Source organism: Mycolicibacterium gilvum (assembly GCF_900454025.1).
In the GTDB taxonomy this organism is placed as follows: domain Bacteria; phylum Actinomycetota; class Actinomycetes; order Mycobacteriales; family Mycobacteriaceae; genus Mycobacterium; species Mycobacterium gilvum.
Window position 1 is genome coordinate 2,859,878 of the sequence record NZ_UGQM01000001.1, and the last position, 14,410, is coordinate 2,874,287.

The 14,410-nt window shown below is 66.3% G+C and carries 21 protein-coding genes; 14 read left to right on the top strand and 7 right to left on the bottom strand.

Annotated elements, in window-relative coordinates; genetic code table 11:
• Positions 1-191: 191 nt before the first annotated feature.
• The 13 genes from DYE23_RS13615 (at position 192) to DYE23_RS13670 (ending at position 6,851) form a co-directional block, all read left to right on the top strand.
• Positions 192-464 carry a hypothetical protein gene (locus tag DYE23_RS13615; protein WP_172527674.1) on the top strand — a complete coding sequence of 91 codons (273 nt, stop codon included), beginning with the start codon at positions 192-194 and terminating at the stop codon, positions 462-464.
• On the top strand, positions 464-733 hold the full coding sequence (locus tag DYE23_RS31940; protein WP_353961808.1) for a DUF6011 domain-containing protein: 270 nt from the start codon (positions 464-466) through the stop codon (positions 731-733). Before DYE23_RS13615 ends, DYE23_RS31940 begins: the two co-directional genes overlap by 1 nt.
• The gene (locus DYE23_RS13620) at positions 730-1,461 is read left to right on the top strand and encodes a hypothetical protein (protein WP_115327398.1); all 732 of its coding nucleotides are present in this window, start codon (positions 730-732) and stop codon (positions 1,459-1,461) included. Before DYE23_RS31940 ends, DYE23_RS13620 begins: the two co-directional genes overlap by 4 nt.
• On the top strand, positions 1,458-1,808 hold the full coding sequence (locus DYE23_RS13625) for a DUF2742 domain-containing protein (protein ID WP_115327399.1): 351 nt from the start codon (positions 1,458-1,460) through the stop codon (positions 1,806-1,808). The genes DYE23_RS13620 and DYE23_RS13625 overlap by 4 nt, the downstream gene beginning before the upstream one ends.
• Positions 1,805-3,166, top strand: coding sequence for a DUF3631 domain-containing protein (locus DYE23_RS13630; protein WP_115327400.1), 1,362 nt, complete (start codon positions 1,805-1,807; stop codon positions 3,164-3,166). Before DYE23_RS13625 ends, DYE23_RS13630 begins: the two co-directional genes overlap by 4 nt.
• Entirely contained in the window at positions 3,163-3,438 is a 276-nt protein-coding gene (locus DYE23_RS13635; protein ID WP_115327401.1) for a hypothetical protein, read from the top strand. Before DYE23_RS13630 ends, DYE23_RS13635 begins: the two co-directional genes overlap by 4 nt.
• Positions 3,435-3,722, top strand: a complete 288-nt coding sequence (locus tag DYE23_RS13640; protein ID WP_115327402.1) for a hypothetical protein — start codon at positions 3,435-3,437, stop codon at positions 3,720-3,722. The genes DYE23_RS13635 and DYE23_RS13640 overlap by 4 nt, the downstream gene beginning before the upstream one ends.
• A 181-nt stretch (positions 3,723-3,903) precedes the next feature.
• Positions 3,904-4,140, top strand: a complete 237-nt coding sequence (locus DYE23_RS13645) for a hypothetical protein (protein WP_115327403.1) — start codon at positions 3,904-3,906, stop codon at positions 4,138-4,140.
• Complete coding sequence (locus DYE23_RS13650; RefSeq protein WP_115327404.1) at positions 4,133-4,612, top strand: hypothetical protein; 480 nt, start codon at positions 4,133-4,135, stop codon at positions 4,610-4,612. Before DYE23_RS13645 ends, DYE23_RS13650 begins: the two co-directional genes overlap by 8 nt.
• A 160-nt stretch (positions 4,613-4,772) precedes the next feature.
• Entirely contained in the window at positions 4,773-5,621 is an 849-nt protein-coding gene (locus DYE23_RS13655; protein ID WP_115327405.1) for a phage major capsid protein, read from the top strand.
• A gap of 123 nt (positions 5,622-5,744) precedes the next feature.
• Positions 5,745-5,930, top strand: a complete 186-nt coding sequence (locus DYE23_RS13660) for a hypothetical protein (RefSeq protein ID WP_115327406.1) — start codon at positions 5,745-5,747, stop codon at positions 5,928-5,930.
• Between the two features lie 148 nt (positions 5,931-6,078).
• Positions 6,079-6,438, top strand: coding sequence for a hypothetical protein (locus tag DYE23_RS13665; RefSeq protein WP_115327407.1), 360 nt, complete (start codon positions 6,079-6,081; stop codon positions 6,436-6,438).
• Complete coding sequence (locus tag DYE23_RS13670; protein WP_115327408.1) at positions 6,438-6,851, top strand: hypothetical protein; 414 nt, start codon at positions 6,438-6,440, stop codon at positions 6,849-6,851. The genes DYE23_RS13665 and DYE23_RS13670 overlap by 1 nt, the downstream gene beginning before the upstream one ends.
• Before the next feature lie 112 nt (positions 6,852-6,963).
• On the opposite strand, the gene DYE23_RS30630 is transcribed toward DYE23_RS13670, so the two are convergent.
• Genes DYE23_RS30630 through DYE23_RS13685 form a run of 4 tightly spaced genes read right to left on the bottom strand, consistent with a single transcriptional unit; the run spans position 6,964 to position 8,397 of the window.
• The gene (locus tag DYE23_RS30630) at positions 6,964-7,206 is read right to left on the bottom strand and encodes a hypothetical protein (protein ID WP_147292281.1); all 243 of its coding nucleotides are present in this window, start codon (positions 7,204-7,206) and stop codon (positions 6,964-6,966) included.
• Complete coding sequence (locus DYE23_RS13675) at positions 7,203-7,415, bottom strand: hypothetical protein (RefSeq protein ID WP_115327409.1); 213 nt, start codon at positions 7,413-7,415, stop codon at positions 7,203-7,205. Before DYE23_RS13675 ends, DYE23_RS30630 begins: the two co-directional genes overlap by 4 nt.
• Positions 7,412-7,663, bottom strand: a complete 252-nt coding sequence (locus DYE23_RS13680) for a hypothetical protein (protein WP_115327410.1) — start codon at positions 7,661-7,663, stop codon at positions 7,412-7,414. Before DYE23_RS13680 ends, DYE23_RS13675 begins: the two co-directional genes overlap by 4 nt.
• Positions 7,664-7,719: 56 nt before the next feature.
• Positions 7,720-8,397, bottom strand: a complete 678-nt coding sequence (locus DYE23_RS13685) for an MBL fold metallo-hydrolase (RefSeq protein WP_115327411.1) — start codon at positions 8,395-8,397, stop codon at positions 7,720-7,722.
• A gap of 175 nt (positions 8,398-8,572) precedes the next feature.
• Between DYE23_RS13685 and uvrA the strand changes: the two genes are divergently transcribed.
• Positions 8,573-11,476, top strand: a complete 2,904-nt coding sequence (uvrA, locus tag DYE23_RS13690) for an excinuclease ABC subunit UvrA (protein ID WP_115327412.1) — start codon at positions 8,573-8,575, stop codon at positions 11,474-11,476.
• On the opposite strand, the gene DYE23_RS13695 is transcribed toward uvrA, so the two are convergent.
• From DYE23_RS13695 to DYE23_RS13705, 3 genes are read right to left on the bottom strand one after another with little or no spacing between them, the layout of a single operon-like run.
• Entirely contained in the window at positions 11,466-12,692 is a 1,227-nt protein-coding gene (locus DYE23_RS13695; RefSeq protein ID WP_115327413.1) for a winged helix DNA-binding domain-containing protein, read from the bottom strand. The two genes, uvrA and DYE23_RS13695, sit on opposite strands and share 11 nt — an antisense overlap.
• Before the next feature lie 47 nt (positions 12,693-12,739).
• Positions 12,740-13,036 carry a hypothetical protein gene (locus DYE23_RS13700; protein WP_011894404.1) on the bottom strand — a complete coding sequence of 99 codons (297 nt, stop codon included), beginning with the start codon at positions 13,034-13,036 and terminating at the stop codon, positions 12,740-12,742.
• Positions 13,037-13,045: 9 nt separating this feature from the next.
• Positions 13,046-14,386 (bottom strand): alpha/beta hydrolase, encoded by a 1,341-nt coding sequence (locus tag DYE23_RS13705; RefSeq protein ID WP_115327414.1) that lies wholly within the window; start codon positions 14,384-14,386, stop codon positions 13,046-13,048.
• Between the last annotated feature and the right edge of the window lie 24 nt (positions 14,387-14,410).

A 14,410-nucleotide genomic window follows, 5' to 3' on the forward strand; every position in this document is an offset into this window, starting at 1 on the left:
CGGTGCGGCCTCGACCGGCCACTGTTCGAAACGAACTTGCTGCGGTGGATGAACGCCGCCTCACCTTCGAATGTGCTCGACATATCCCACTTACCTAGGTAGCTTGCACTCAAGCGGTTTCGTGGACGCTTTGAACTCCACGGGCAGGCCCCGCCACAAGCCGGGCGTATTTCTGCTGCCCGGAGGAATTAATGACATCGCGTGCACTCGATGCGCGAAACAGGCTGGCAAGCGTTGTTCGACACCATCCGGCGGATCAACCGCGGATCAATGAAGCGCGCGCCGCCCTCGCTGAAGCGAAATTGGCCGACTTCATCGAAAGGGTTCTCGGTGAAGCCCCGCCGTTGACTGACGAGCAACGTGTACGTCTGACGGAGTTGCTGCGTCCTACGGCGAGGCGAACCACCCGCCGGAAGGCCCTCGCCGAGCGCCTCGCCGAACTGGACGGCGGTGACGCGGCCTGATGTCCCAGACACGAAAAAGGCCGGCGGGCAACCGGCCTTCTCCAAACACCACCAACGGATACTCCGATTCTAGCCTGCATCGGGCCGAGGACGGCTACACAGCACCAACGGCCGAGGACTGCCGCGAGGCCGAGTTACTGGCCGAGATCAGGAAGCTCGGCTACACCGTTGCAGTCCGATGCACTGCCTGCAATCACCCGCTGATCACAGGTGCGTCGGTGGCCCGGCATATGGGTCCGAAGTGCGCCGCGAAGGCGGTGGGCAAGTGAGCGACGAACTCGTTCTACCTACCGCTGACGCCGAGCGTCTGGACCGCCGAATCCGTTTGTTGACCAACAGCATCGGTGACAGTCTGTCGAAGCTGTACGACCTGATCGAGCAGGCCAAGGCAGGCCAGATCCATCTGGCACTCGGGTATGCGTCGTGGACTGCCTACGTCGCCGATGCCTGCAGAATCAACGTGAAGATCGGACGCGAGCAGCGCCGCAAGATCGTCGGGTGGCTATCCGGTGAGGGAATGTCGCAACGGGCTATTGCCGATGTCGTCGGATCGAGCGTCGCCACCGTGAACGCCGATCTAGGTGTTCAGAATCGAACACCTGAACCGCGGCCAGACGACCTCGTCAATGAAGACGTTGTTGATCCGCAAGAGATCGAACACGGACTGAACCTGCTTGTCGATGACGGTCTGATGTCAGCGGCGGACGCTGAACAGATCGCTCGCGGTGTCGCTGAGATTAAGTCGACCGGCTGCGACGGCAAGCAGTACCCGGCTCGGCGTCAACCCGATGTCACACCGCGACGTCGACCAATTGCAGACGAGTTCAGCCACGAGATTCTGAAGTGGCATCCGCGAGTTGACCGTATCGCCAAGCTCGCAGCCGATGATCGGGTTGCCCGCAATGTCGATGCGCTCGCCGGGTATCGCAATGACCTGATTCGGTTCCGCGACACTATCGACGCCGCTATCGACCAGCTCGGGGCGGTGACCGCATGACGTACGAGTCTGCATCGCAACAGGTGTCGTGGTCCGACGTGCACGCGTTCGTGTTGCCGAAGCTCAAGAAGGCCGGCGACTGGCCGATGGCCGGATCGCCGGAATGGTGTCTGCTTGACGACCATCATCCGGTGAAGTGGGCTGCGGTTTTGGACGCGGGCCAGCACTGGATTCTGCGGGTCGAAGGCTGGCAGACAGCGGATTGTGACGCATCGGCGGCGATCTCGGCGGGTGCGGATTGGGCCGCGACTTCCCGCCTGGTGACTCAACACAATTCCTATTTCGCAGCACGTCCGTGGACCGCGCGTCAGACATTTCTCCCGAAGGTTGGGGGGTGGCTGCAATGACCGTCGACCGTTCCGACGAGCTTGTTGAGTGGTACGCCGAGGACAACCCTGATGGCGCCCAGCTCCTCGATGACGTCGAGGCATGGTTCCGAAGGTTCATCTGCGTGACAGATGATGGAGACTTGGCGCTGCTCGCGGTATGGACTGTCCACACCCACCTTGTGACAGAGTTGCGGACAACGCCACGGCTGCAACTGGATTCGACAGTTCCCGAGTCTGGCAAGACGACAGTGCTGGACCATCTATACCGGTTGTGTTGGCGGGCAATCTTGGTCGCCAGCCCGCCGTCGCCTGCCCTGATACCTCGGCTCTTGGACCAGGAAATCCGAACCGTCGAAATCGACGAGGTTGACCGGGTGCTGCGCCCGGACGGCCCTGCCACGCCGGATCTGTTGTCCATCATCAATAGCGGCTATCGGCTCGGCGCCACCCGACCCGCGCTGGTACCTGTGAAAGGAGGGGGCTGGGAAGCCAAAGAGATGTCGACCTTCGGGCCCGTCGTGCTATCCGGCAACGCGCCGAATCTGCCAGATGACACCCGCTCACGGATCATTCGCATCTTGCTGATGCCCGACTACGGCAATGTCACCGAGGATTCGGACTGGGAGCTGATCGAGGATGAGGCTCAGCGGCTCCATGACCGTATCGCCGCGTTCGCCGATGCGGTGCGGGAACTGGTAGCGGGCCTGGCAGTGGAGCTGCCCGATGGTTGCGTACGCCGCGCGAAAGAGAAGTGGCGCCCACTCAAGCGTGTCGCGGTCGCTGCTGGTGGAGACTGGCCCGCCGTGGTCGACAGCCTTATCAAGCGAGGACTCGCCGAAGACCAGGCCGAGCGCGACGCGGGGCTACGCGCACTGCCGCCCGGCATGGTGCTGCTCGCTGACCTCCGCAAGGTCTGGCCGGACCGCGATGACCTCGTGCCCACCGGCGAGTTGATCAATTTGCTGGTGCAACACAACCCCGACTACTGGGGTCCATCGAGCCCGTACGGCAAGTCGATCACGCCGACCCGGTTGGGCAAGTTGTTGACCCAAGCAGCCAAGGTCACGTCTCAGCGTCCTGGTGGACGTGGCCCGCGTGGCTACCTGCGCAAACAGCTCACCCCGGTATGGGAGCGTCTGCGCTTGCAAAGCTCAGACACACCCCCCGGTGCGCCCGGTGCACCCGGTTATCTTGGCGAACCCGGTGCGGAGATGCACCGGGATAACCGGGATAACCAACTGCACCGGGTTGAACCGGGTGCCCCACCGAAGCCAATTCCGCCACCGATCATCACCGGCCCCGGCCGCTGCACCGAATGCGGCTTCCACATCCAAACCCAAGGGCACCGCGACGGCTGCCCGGCAGGTGTCCAATGAGCGCCGCACATGACTGGTGGATGAGCCTGTCGCAGCAGGAGCGCGACCACCTCAACGACATCGCGCAGAAAGTTCCGCTGGATCTTCTCGTCTACCCGTACTGGGACGCCGAGGCTGCCGCCGAGATCCTGGCATGGCTGCAACTGGAGAACGACATCCTGCAAGCACATGGCGACTGGCTGTCGCGCACCAAAGCCAGATTCGAGCGCAACGGCTGGCCCTGGACTACCGGAGAACTCATGCGACGAGCACACCTATGGGAGCACGAATGAGCCATCACCCGGCCGACTTGTTCGCCGCGCTGCTCGGCGCGCCGTCGCTACCCGGCGCCCGCTGCCGAGGCAAGCCGCACCTGTTCGACGAGGCTGCCGCCGATGAATCCGACGACGTTGTTACCCAACGCCACTCGCAGGCACTCGGATTGTGCCGCCTGTGCCCGGCGCTCGCGTCCTGCGAAACGTGGTTCGACGGCTTGCCGAAGGCCAAGCGTCCACCCGGTGTGGTCGCGGGCAGGCTCAACCCCCAAAAGGCAGGAAGGCCAAGGAAAACCGCATGAACCACCCCGACGATTCCTTCAAGACAACACGTACGCCCACCCGCCGCCGCACCACACGCCTATGCCTGCTCTGCCAGAAATGGGCCACAAGACACCCCAGCGGCCTATGTCGGGAATGCCGACCAGTCGCCGGGGACGCAGTAACCCAATTCAGCGCCACAATTGAAAGGAACACCACGCCATGAGCGAAGAACACGACCTGTCCGAGGGATTCCCTGAATACCAACGGCCACCCAGAGACATCGTCCCCCACACCCCGGACCCGGACGCTCCACCATTGCCGACCGGCCCCGGCCACACCGTCACCGTCACCGAATTTGACGAGAACGGCGTCACCTCCACCGAATCCGAAGCGTTCATCACCCGCGCCATCACCAACCTCGACGACCTCTACCGAAGGAACGACACCGATGACTGACAACACCCCCGAAACCCCCGACACCACCACCCCCGAGGAATCCACCCCCGAGGGCACCGACACGGAAACCGCGACGGAGGAGCCCGACCAGGACTCCACCGACGCCACCCCCGACGCCGTCAAAGAAGCCCGAAAGTACCGGCGCCGAGCACAAACCGCCGAAGCCGAACGCGACACCCTCAAAGCCCGACTCGAGATCCTGCAACGCGGCGAAGTCGAACGCCTCGTCGCCGACCGCCTCGCCGACCCCGCCGACGTCTGGCGCGACGGAGCCACCCTCGACACCCTCCTCGACGACGACGGCAACATCGACCCGAAGCGGGTGGACGAGCTGACCAAGGGGCTCTTGGCCGCGCACGCACACTGGGGAATAACCCGACACAAGCCGGCAGGTTTCCAATCCGGCGCTGCTGCACAAACATTCCCGCGCCGCGATTCATTCACAGCAGCATTCGCCCCGAAGGAACGCTAAACTGATGGTGCGCTCGGGCATCCGGGCCGGGAGCCCACCCCGAGCGCACCGTCACCCCAGCGGGGGAACCAGGCGCAGCCTAGCAGGCCGCCAGGACAACCAATCCTCCATCGCAGCAACCTGTTTCGCGGGTGCTGCCAACACTGGGAAGTGACACACAATGGCAATGGAAACAACCACCACCAGCGCCTACGCTTGGCGCCCCGACGACACCACTTTCGTCCCCGGCGACGTCGTGCCCGAAGCGCTGATCTTGCGCACCAGCACCGTCGCAGGCAGCATCGAAGGTGACAAGCCGTCCCTGCACGTCGCCTTTGTCTCCGACGACGCCGCCGAGTTCGTCGCCGAGGGAAGCCCCCAGGACGACGCAGACCCGACGCTGGCAGAGGTCCTGGTACATACCGCCAAGATCTCCCAGATCGTCCCCCTGAGTAACGAACAGTGGCGACAGGAGGGCACCGCCTCGCAGATTGCGCAGTCAGTCTCGCGTGCCATCGTCAAGCGCGCCGATCAGGCATACCTCGCCCAGGTCGCACCCACCCCGCCCGCGGTCCATCCGCCCGCCGGCCTCATCAACATCGACGGCCTAACCGAAGGCAACGACCTCGTCGGGGATCTCGACTCCCTCGTCGATCTCATCGCCGAACTCGAAGCCGAAGGCTCCACGCCTTCGCACATCATCGTCGACCCGCTCGGCTGGGCATCGATCCGCAAATTCAAAACCGGCGCCTCCTATAACTCCAGCCTCTTGGGCGCAGGCACCACCGACGCCGTCCCCATGCTGCTCTCGCTGCCCGTCCTCGTGAACCGCTGGGCACCGGCCTTCTCCGGCATCGTCGTCGACCGCAGCGCCGTCGTCTCCGCAGTCGGACCCGTCAAGGTCGCCACCAGTGAGCACGCCCTGTTCCGGCAGGACGGCATCCTCGTGCGCGCTAACTGGCGCATCGGCTGGAATGTCGTCCGCCCCGAACGCTGCGGCACCTTCGGAATCGTCCAGCCGGGCAGCTAACACCAACGTGGGCGCGCGCCGCAGGTGCCTCCTTCACCCAGCGAGCAGCGCACCCGCAACGCCTGCGGTCCCGGGTTTACATGGCGGCTCGGGACCGCAGGCAACCACCACCGAGGACACCGAATGACCAGAGCCACCGACAAAGCCAACCGCCGCGCCAACCGACAATGGCGCGCCGAAATCCTCGCCCGCGACAACTTCCGATGCCAAATCGGCAAACCCGGCTGCGCGACCATCGGCAACCACATCCACCCACGCAGACACGTCGCCGCCTGCCAGTCCTGCCTCAACAACCCGAGGGCCGCGTGACCCACCCGGGGAGGGGCCTCGACGAATCCCTCGATCCAAGCCCGGTTGACATAGTGGCTGCCTGTCTCCGCAATGCGCGCCAATCCCAGGGCTGGGCGACCCAAAACCCGATTCCACCAGCAATTTTGGCTTGAAAGGGCTATCCGAAATGACCCCGAAATTGACCGCCGGACGCCGGTTGCGTCAGGACATGGATGCGGCGCTGAAACGCGCCGGGGAGGACATCGGCCAGACCCTTGAGTGGGCCGAGACCGAGGACATGATGCTGGCGCGGGCAGCAGGATGTGCTGACCGGGCCGAGGAACTCCAGAAGGCGTATGACACCGAGCTGGCCGGGCAAGGTCGGGCCACTGTGCTGACGCGGTTGTCGGCCGAGATCCGCGCTCTGGACAAGCAGGCGGTGGATCTGGTGCGTACTGTGCATGTTGGCGTGGGCGTGCCGAAATCTGTGACTCATCAGAAGGCGGCGCGCAGCCGGTGGGACCGCCAGCCCGGTCGGGGTGCGTGATGGCTCGGATCGCGGCTGTGGTCGCCGCGCAGTATTCCGGGCTGTATGAGTGGCTGCGGGAGCGGGAAGAGGCCCGGGTGGTCCGCTGGGCGCGCAATGACGGCACCCCGTTCCCGTACCCGAAGCATCGGACGGAGGCGTTCCGCGCCGGGGAGCCTGTGCAGGTGCCGGGGTGGATGCTGCCGCGCCAGGTCCGCCAGAGCGCCGAGTACCTGAAGCATCATCGGCGGGTGTCTTCGTCGGGTGTGACGGTGTGGATCGCGCAGACCGCGACGGTGTTCCCGGATAACCGGGTGGTGTACCGGCCCCGCACGGCGCGGGAGCTGCTCGACGACCACGGGATGCTCAACGGCGAAGACGCCCATCCCGAGTGGGGACGTTACTTGCGATCCCTGACGCCGAGCGACGGTTAGCGGCTGACCATTTCCACGTAGGCGGCGACGATCGCGGGGAGACGGAACTTTTCGGTGTGGTTGTCTTGTACGACAGCCACGATAAGCCCGTCGGCTGTGCCGTCACCGGCGCTCATCGGTCACCCTTGCCGACGAGAGTTAAGCGCGTCGGCCGCTCACGCAGCGCTAGGACTCGGGCATGGGCAGGAGTGAGCGTTGCGATAACCGCCATCATCTCGTCGGTAGAGAGGTCGTCCGGGCTGACACGGTTCAATATCGCCTTCAGTAGCCACACCACATGTGCCCGGACGCCGTCGTCGTCTGCGGACACCGTTGCTATTACGGGGCGGTCCGAGCCCCCGTCGCGGTCACTCATCGCTTGCCATCCCTTACAACGCTGAGTGCTACCACACGACAGCCGACACGCGCTTGTCGGCGCTCGTTGACTGTCCGCAGGATGGCGACGAGGGCGGCGAGGTCCCCGCCGGTCAGGTCGTCGTAGCGGAGGGTTGTCAGCATGGCGTTCGCTTCGTGCGCCAGGTCGAGACGGGCAAGCGCGAACACGTCATCGGCTTGGGCGCTCATCGCTGTACCCACCCGTCGACCTCGGCGGCGGCTACGAGCAGCGCAGAGGCAAGCTCTCGCGCCTGGTCGGAGTTCAACGGCAAATCGTGGTCAATCTGATCGAGGATGATGCCTGAGTCTGCTGTGTGCACGATGGCCGGGTGGTCGGTGATCCGGTGGACCGCCGAGCAGTAGCGGGTGTGGCGGCCTATACCTCCGCAGCAGGTGCGGGCCGCGGAATCGACGGGGTAGGGGTTGGTGACGGTCATGGCTGGGTTGTCCAATCCGGTAGTGGTGTCATTACCGGGCGGCCACCTTTAGAAACTCACCAGCCGCGTTCGCGCCACTCCGCGAGATGGGGACGCTCGACGCCGAGCGTGGTGTCGTCGCCATGACCGGGGTAAACGACTGTGCTATCCCCGAACTCGGCGAACACCCTGGCTTCTAGATCCCCCATGAGTGAATTGAACTCGTCTGGGCGTGTTGTCCGTCCAGGACCGCCCGGGAACAGGCAGTCGCCGGTGAACAGATGCACCCGGTCATCGGTGGCCGGCCCGCCGAGCGCGAGTGCCACCGAACCGGGGGTGTGCCCGCGCAGGTGGATGACGTCGAAGTTCAGCGCGCCGACGGTGACGGTGTCACCACCGGACAGCAGCCGGTCCGGTGTGACGGGCAGCGGGCCCGCGTCGAGGCTGTGCGCGGCCGTCGGGGCGCCGGTCGCAGCGACGACCTCTTCGAGCGCCAGCCAGTGGTCCTGGTGCTGGTGGCTGGTGACGATCAACGACAGAGTCGGGGCATACCGCTCGATCAGCTCGAGCAGGAGAGCGGCATCGTTGGCGGCGTCGATGAGTAACGTCTCACCGGTCTGGGAACAGGTGACGAGGTAAGCGTTGTTGTCCATGGGACCCACCGAGGCCTTGACGATCGAGGCGCCGGGCAGGACACGACGGGCCGCAGTCCGCGGTTCGACGTGACCTGTGTAGTTGTCGTCGGCGGCTGTCATGGCCCTCACGTTACTTCCCTGCTGAACGGCGTCGGCGGGGCCTGGGAGAAACCTGTGGCCAATCTCGCCCGGGGACTTGTCGGTGGGCACACCTAGCATGGGTCTGTACTGCGCCCACCGGCCGGCGATCGGACGGAATGCGGGCGTACGACCGGAGAAATCAGAAGGGGCATCGGTGGCTGACCGCCTAGTTGTCAAGGGTGCCCGGGAGCACAATCTGCGTGGCGTCGACCTGGATCTGCCGCGCGACGCGATGATCGTGTTCACCGGGTTGTCGGGGTCGGGCAAGTCGTCGCTGGCGTTCGACACGATCTTCGCCGAGGGGCAGCGCCGCTACGTCGAGTCGCTCTCGGCGTACGCGCGGCAGTTCCTCGGTCAGATGGACAAGCCTGACGTCGACTTCATCGAAGGCCTGTCTCCCGCGGTGTCCATCGACCAGAAGTCCACCAACCGCAACCCGCGGTCGACGGTGGGCACGATCACCGAGGTGTACGACTACCTGCGCCTGCTCTACGCGCGCGCCGGCACCCCGCACTGCCCGGTCTGCGGGGAGCGCATCGCCAAGCAGACGCCCCAGCAGATCGTCGACCAGGTGCTCGCCATGGACGAGGGGCTGCGGTTCCAGGTGCTGGCCCCGGTCGTCCGTACCCGCAAGGGCGAGTTCGCCGACCTGTTCGACAAGCTCAACACCCAGGGTTACAGCCGGGTGCGCGTCGACGGCGTGGTGTATCCGCTGACCGATCCGCCCAAGCTGAAGAAGCAGGAGAAACACGACATCGAGGTCGTCGTCGACCGGTTGACGGTCAAGGCGTCGTCCAAGCAGCGGCTGACCGACTCGATCGAGACCGCGCTGAACCTCGCCGACGGCATCGTCGTGTTGGAGTTCGTGGACAGGGAAGACGACCACCCGCACCGCGAACAGCGCTTCTCCGAGAAGCTGGCCTGCCCCAACGGCCACCCGCTGGCCGTCGACGACCTGGAACCGCGGTCGTTCTCGTTCAACTCGCCCTACGGCGCCTGCCCGGAGTGCCTCGGTCTGGGCATTCGCAAGGAGGTCGACCCCGACCTGGTCGTGCCCGACCCGGACCTGACGCTCGCCGAGGGCGCCATCGCCCCGTGGTCGATGGGCAACACCGCCGACTACTTCACCCGGATGCTGTCCGGACTCGGTGACCAGCTGGGTTTCGACGTGAACACGCCGTGGAAGAAGCTGCCCGCCAAGGCGCGCAAGGCGATTCTCGAAGGCTGCGACGAGCAGGTGCACGTGCGGTACAAGAACCGCTACGGGCGCACGCGGTCCTACTATGCGGACTTCGAGGGTGTGATGGCGTTCCTGCAACGCCGCATGGAACAGACCGACTCCGAGCAGACCAAGGAACGCCTCGAGGGCTTCATGCGCGACGTTCCCTGCCCCGAATGCGACGGCACGCGTCTCAAGCCCGAAATCCTCGCGGTGACGATGACGGCGGGAACCTTCGGCGCGAAGTCCATCGCCGAGGTCTCCGAACTGTCGATCGCCGACTGTGCGGCATTCCTCAACGCGCTGACCCTCGGAACCCGCGAGGCGGCGATCGCCGGGCAGGTGCTCAAGGAGATCCAGTCCCGGCTGGGCTTCCTGCTCGACGTCGGTTTGGACTATCTGTCGCTGTCGCGCGCGGCGGGCACCCTGTCGGGAGGCGAGGCGCAGCGCATCCGGCTGGCCACCCAGATCGGGTCGGGCCTGGTCGGCGTGCTCTACGTCCTCGACGAGCCGTCGATCGGTCTGCACCAGCGCGACAACCGCCGCCTGATCGACACCCTGGTGCGGCTGCGCGACCTGGGCAACACCCTGATCGTCGTGGAGCACGACCTCGACACCATCGCTCACGCCGACTGGGTCGTCGACATCGGTCCCGCGGCGGGCGAGCACGGCGGTCAGATCGTGCACAGCGGCACCTACGCCGAACTGTTGACGAATCCCGAATCGATCACCGGCGCCTATCTTTCCGGCAAGGAGGAGATCGAGGTCCCGACGATGCGCCGCGTCGTCGACAAGAAGCGGCAGCTCACCGTGGTCGGGGCGCGTGAGCACAACCTGCGCGAGATCGACGTGTCGTTCCCGCTCGGTGTGCTGACATCGGTCACGGGCGTGTCGGGGTCGGGCAAGTCCACCCTCGTCAACGACATCCTCGCCTCCGTGCTCGCCAACAAGCTCAACGGCGCCCGCCTGGTGCCGGGCAGGCACACGCGCATCAACGGACTCGACCACCTCGACAAGCTCGTCCGGGTCGACCAGTCGCCGATCGGGCGGACCCCCCGGTCCAATCCGGCCACCTACACCGGCGTGTTCGACAAGATCCGGACGCTGTTCGCCGCGACCACCGAAGCGAAGGTCCGCGGCTACCAGCCGGGCCGGTTCTCGTTCAACGTCAAAGGTGGCCGCTGCGAAGCGTGTTCGGGTGACGGCACCATCAAGATCGAGATGAACTTCCTGCCCGACGTCTATGTGCCGTGCGAAGTGTGCCAGGGCGCGCGCTACAACCGCGAGACCCTCGAAGTGCACTACAAGGGCAAGACCATCGCCGAGGTGCTCGACATGTCGATCGAGGAGGCCGCCGAGTTCTTCGCGCCGATCAGCTCGATCCACCGCTACCTCAAGACCCTCGTCGACGTGGGTCTGGGGTACGTCCGGCTGGGCCAGCCGGCACCGACGTTGTCCGGCGGCGAGGCGCAGCGGGTCAAGCTCGCCTCCGAACTGCAGAAGCGGTCCACCGGGCGGACCATCTACATCCTCGACGAGCCGACCACCGGTCTGCATTTCGAGGACATCCGCAAGCTGCTGACCGTCATCAACGGCCTTGTGGACAAAGGCAATACGGTCATCGTGATCGAGCACAACCTCGACGTGATCAAGACCTCGGACTGGATCATCGACATGGGGCCCGAGGGCGGGTCCGGCGGCGGCACGGTGGTGGCAACGGGTGCTCCCGAGGACGTCGCGATGAACCCGGACAGCTACACGGGACACTTCCTGGCCGAGACGCTCGGGATGAACAGGCCGAAGCCCAAGGCCCGCGCCCGGCGCAAGGTCAGCGCCTGACGTTTCCGGCCTTGCTCAGCGGTGACGGGAACCGCGGATTGACGCGGGTGCCGCCGAGCCACGCGGTGAGTTCGTCGGCGCGTGCGGCGAGCAGGCCGGCAGTCCGGCGGCCCACGTCTTCGAGCAGCATCAGTTCGACGCGCCCGCCGCTGTCCTGCCGCCACGCACCGACGACCCTGCCGTCGACCCAGACGGTCGGGCCGGCGTTGCCGTTGCGGTCGAAGATCTCGGAGCGGTGCGCCCCGAGATACCAGTCCCGCTCGTACCACCCCATCGCGGTCACGTCGAGACCCGGCAGCAGTGCGCACCACGGATCCACGGCGGGCTCGGGCTCGTCGTCGCCGGGCAGCACGTAGCCGACCGAGGTTTCTGTGCCCCCTGAGCCCCCTGAGCCCCCTGTGCCTCCTGAGCCCTCCATGGCAACCTCGACCGCGTCGATGTCGGCCAGCGCTTGCCGTGCCCACCCGAGCGTGTTTCCGAACCACCATTTGACGTCGGTCACGGTTGCGGGACCGAACGCATACAACCACCGCCCGACCATGTCCGCGCGGGCCTGCTCCGCATCGACCGGAGGGGCCGGCGGCAACCACCGGTCAACGGCCGCCCACCGCGGACGGGACGTCGTCCAACCACCGTCGTTGGGGCCGCGGACGATTCGCCCTTGCGCGGACAGCACCGTCAGCACCCGAGGGGCCAGGTGGCCCTCGCCACCGTACGGTTTCCCCGGCGCCGGATCGTAGGTTCCCGTCAGCTCGGGGAGTGCTTCGCGCAGCTCGCGAGCGGTGGTCGGCCCCCGCTCCTGCAGATGCCGTAGCACCGCCGCGGACGCAGTCTCCAGCCACGCCCGCCCGTCCGGCGCGACCTGCGCGCCGATGACATCAGCCGCCAGCCTGCGGGCCTCGTTGACCGCCACCCGGTCACTGGCCGCCGCCTGGATCGCCGCGAGGTCCTCGTGCCGCACCACCCACAGGGTGCGCCGCATCGCCAGATGCTTGACCAGTGAACGCTTTTCGTACAGTGCCGCATCGAGATCGGCGACGGTGAAGCCGGGCAGGCGGGCCCACAGCGACAGGGGAGGGGTGGCCGGATCGGTGGCGTGCAGGGCGACCAGGCGTGCCGTCACCGCGTCGACGGAATCGGCCCGATGATCCCCGGAGATCAGATGATGCCGCCTCGCCAGCCGGGCGCGCCGCTCGTCGATCGTGAAAAACCTCATCGATGCCGAACCGTACCTCCACCGACCGACACCACGGCCGGGTCCGACTACGGTCCCTCGTCGGCCTTCTCGGACATCGAAGCCCTGATCTGCGCGAGACGTTCGGCGGCGGCCCGCTGCCGTGCGTCGTACTGCGCCTCGATCGTGCGCCCCTCGGTGGTCTCCGACGCGAGTTCGGCCGAACCGATCGACGTCGTGTAGCGGTTCTCGATCTTCTCCCGCACAGATTCGAAGGTCGGCACACCATCGGCGGTGTAGCCCGTCTCGACCGGGGCGGGTGGCGCGGATTCGGCGGGCAGGATCTCGCCGACGATCTCGGGCTCGTCGCTGGGTTGGTCCGGCATGCCTCCAAACTACCCGTGGACGGTTCCCGGGAAGCCGGTCTGCGGGACACCCGGGGTACCGACCCGTGCCGCCAGCCACGGCAGCGCGGTCGCGAACGCGGTCGATGCGAAAGGCCAGTCGTGGTTGCCCGGCCGGCTCACCACCGCACACGCGGTACCGGACCGACTGCCCACCCCGCACAGGGACGCGGCGGAGACGGCCTGTTCATTGGGTGTCGCGGCGCCGGGGACAGCGTTCACGGCGAACCAGCCCTCGACTCCTCGGTACGGACCGTGCCGCTCCATCACCGCCGTCGGGTCGAACGCCGCGTACGCGGCGCTGTCACCCCCGAAAAGCCGCTGCACGGTCTCGTTCCGCGTTCCGGCGTTGGGTGCCGCATCACCCGCGATGTCGACGAAAGTACTGAAAATGTCGGGATGCATGACGGTCAGGTCGACGGCGCAGGTCCCTCCCATCGACCAGCCGACGACACCCCACCCGGCGGCCGCCGGGCTCACGCCGTACTGCGATTTCAGATACGGCACAACATCTTTGACGAGGTGGTCGGCGGCGTTGCCGCGGGGGCCGTTCACGCACTCGGTGTCGTTGTCGAATGTCCCTCCGGGGTCGACGAACACGGCCACCGGCGCGTAGCCGCGGTGAGCGCGGGCGAACTCGTCGAGGATCTTGACGGCCTCGCCGGCACGCAACCAGTCGGCCGGGGTGTTGAACTCGCCGCCGATCATCATCACGACCGGCAACGCCGGCGGCGGATCGCTCGCGAACCAGGCGGGCGGCACGTATACGAACTCCTGCCGGTGAGTGAATCCCGAAGCCGTGGACGGGATCTGCACCGGGACGACGCTCCCTTTGATCGGTACCGCGTGCTGCTTCTGCAGCGCCGCGACGACCACCTGGTCGGTCTGGTCGGGGACCGGACCGGCTGTGAGTTGATTCCACGCGGTGTCGACGGTGGGGAAGTAGCCGACCCACAGGTTCAGCACCAGGGCCGCGGCCAGTGCGCACAGCGGCACCGCCAGCGCGGACGCCGTCCTGCGCCACCGTCGCGCTCCCCGCCAGCCCGCGACCAGCACACCGAACGCCGTGCCGCTCAACGCGATCCACACCCACAGCGTGGGCGGTGCCGGATTGGATTCGTCGGCGACACCCGCGGACCGGATGTAACAGTAGGTCGTGAAGGCCAGCCCACCGCCGATCGATGCCGCCCACGGCACCCACACCCGCCGCCACCGCCGGGTACGCCATCCGACGGCGGCGATCATCGAGGCCGCGGCGAGGATCTGCACCGAGACCGGCACCCACCCGTGCATCAGCGACAGATCGTGGCGTGCGAGGTACGGCAGTGTCACGGCTCCCAGGTTGGCCTCCGAAGC

Coding starts and splice junctions, on each gene's coding strand:
- DYE23_RS13615 (WP_172527674.1), top strand. CDS start 192: ATGACATCGCGTGCACTCGATGCGCGAAACAGGCTGGCAAGCGTTGTT.
- DYE23_RS31940 (WP_353961808.1), top strand. CDS start 464: ATGTCCCAGACACGAAAAAGGCCGGCGGGCAACCGGCCTTCTCCAAAC.
- DYE23_RS13625 (WP_115327399.1), top strand. CDS start 1,458: ATGACGTACGAGTCTGCATCGCAACAGGTGTCGTGGTCCGACGTGCAC.
- DYE23_RS13630 (WP_115327400.1), top strand. CDS start 1,805: ATGACCGTCGACCGTTCCGACGAGCTTGTTGAGTGGTACGCCGAGGAC.
- DYE23_RS13635 (WP_115327401.1), top strand. CDS start 3,163: ATGAGCGCCGCACATGACTGGTGGATGAGCCTGTCGCAGCAGGAGCGC.
- DYE23_RS13640 (WP_115327402.1), top strand. CDS start 3,435: ATGAGCCATCACCCGGCCGACTTGTTCGCCGCGCTGCTCGGCGCGCCG.
- DYE23_RS13645 (WP_115327403.1), top strand. CDS start 3,904: ATGAGCGAAGAACACGACCTGTCCGAGGGATTCCCTGAATACCAACGG.
- DYE23_RS13650 (WP_115327404.1), top strand. CDS start 4,133: ATGACTGACAACACCCCCGAAACCCCCGACACCACCACCCCCGAGGAA.
- DYE23_RS13655 (WP_115327405.1), top strand. CDS start 4,773: ATGGCAATGGAAACAACCACCACCAGCGCCTACGCTTGGCGCCCCGAC.
- DYE23_RS13660 (WP_115327406.1), top strand. CDS start 5,745: ATGACCAGAGCCACCGACAAAGCCAACCGCCGCGCCAACCGACAATGG.
- DYE23_RS13665 (WP_115327407.1), top strand. CDS start 6,079: ATGACCCCGAAATTGACCGCCGGACGCCGGTTGCGTCAGGACATGGAT.
- DYE23_RS13670 (WP_115327408.1), top strand. CDS start 6,438: ATGGCTCGGATCGCGGCTGTGGTCGCCGCGCAGTATTCCGGGCTGTAT.
- DYE23_RS30630 (WP_147292281.1), bottom strand. CDS start 7,206: ATGAGTGACCGCGACGGGGGCTCGGACCGCCCCGTAATAGCAACGGTG.
- DYE23_RS13675 (WP_115327409.1), bottom strand. CDS start 7,415: ATGAGCGCCCAAGCCGATGACGTGTTCGCGCTTGCCCGTCTCGACCTG.
- DYE23_RS13680 (WP_115327410.1), bottom strand. CDS start 7,663: ATGACCGTCACCAACCCCTACCCCGTCGATTCCGCGGCCCGCACCTGC.
- DYE23_RS13685 (WP_115327411.1), bottom strand. CDS start 8,397: ATGACAGCCGCCGACGACAACTACACAGGTCACGTCGAACCGCGGACT.
- DYE23_RS13695 (WP_115327413.1), bottom strand. CDS start 12,692: ATGAGGTTTTTCACGATCGACGAGCGGCGCGCCCGGCTGGCGAGGCGG.
- DYE23_RS13700 (WP_011894404.1), bottom strand. CDS start 13,036: ATGCCGGACCAACCCAGCGACGAGCCCGAGATCGTCGGCGAGATCCTG.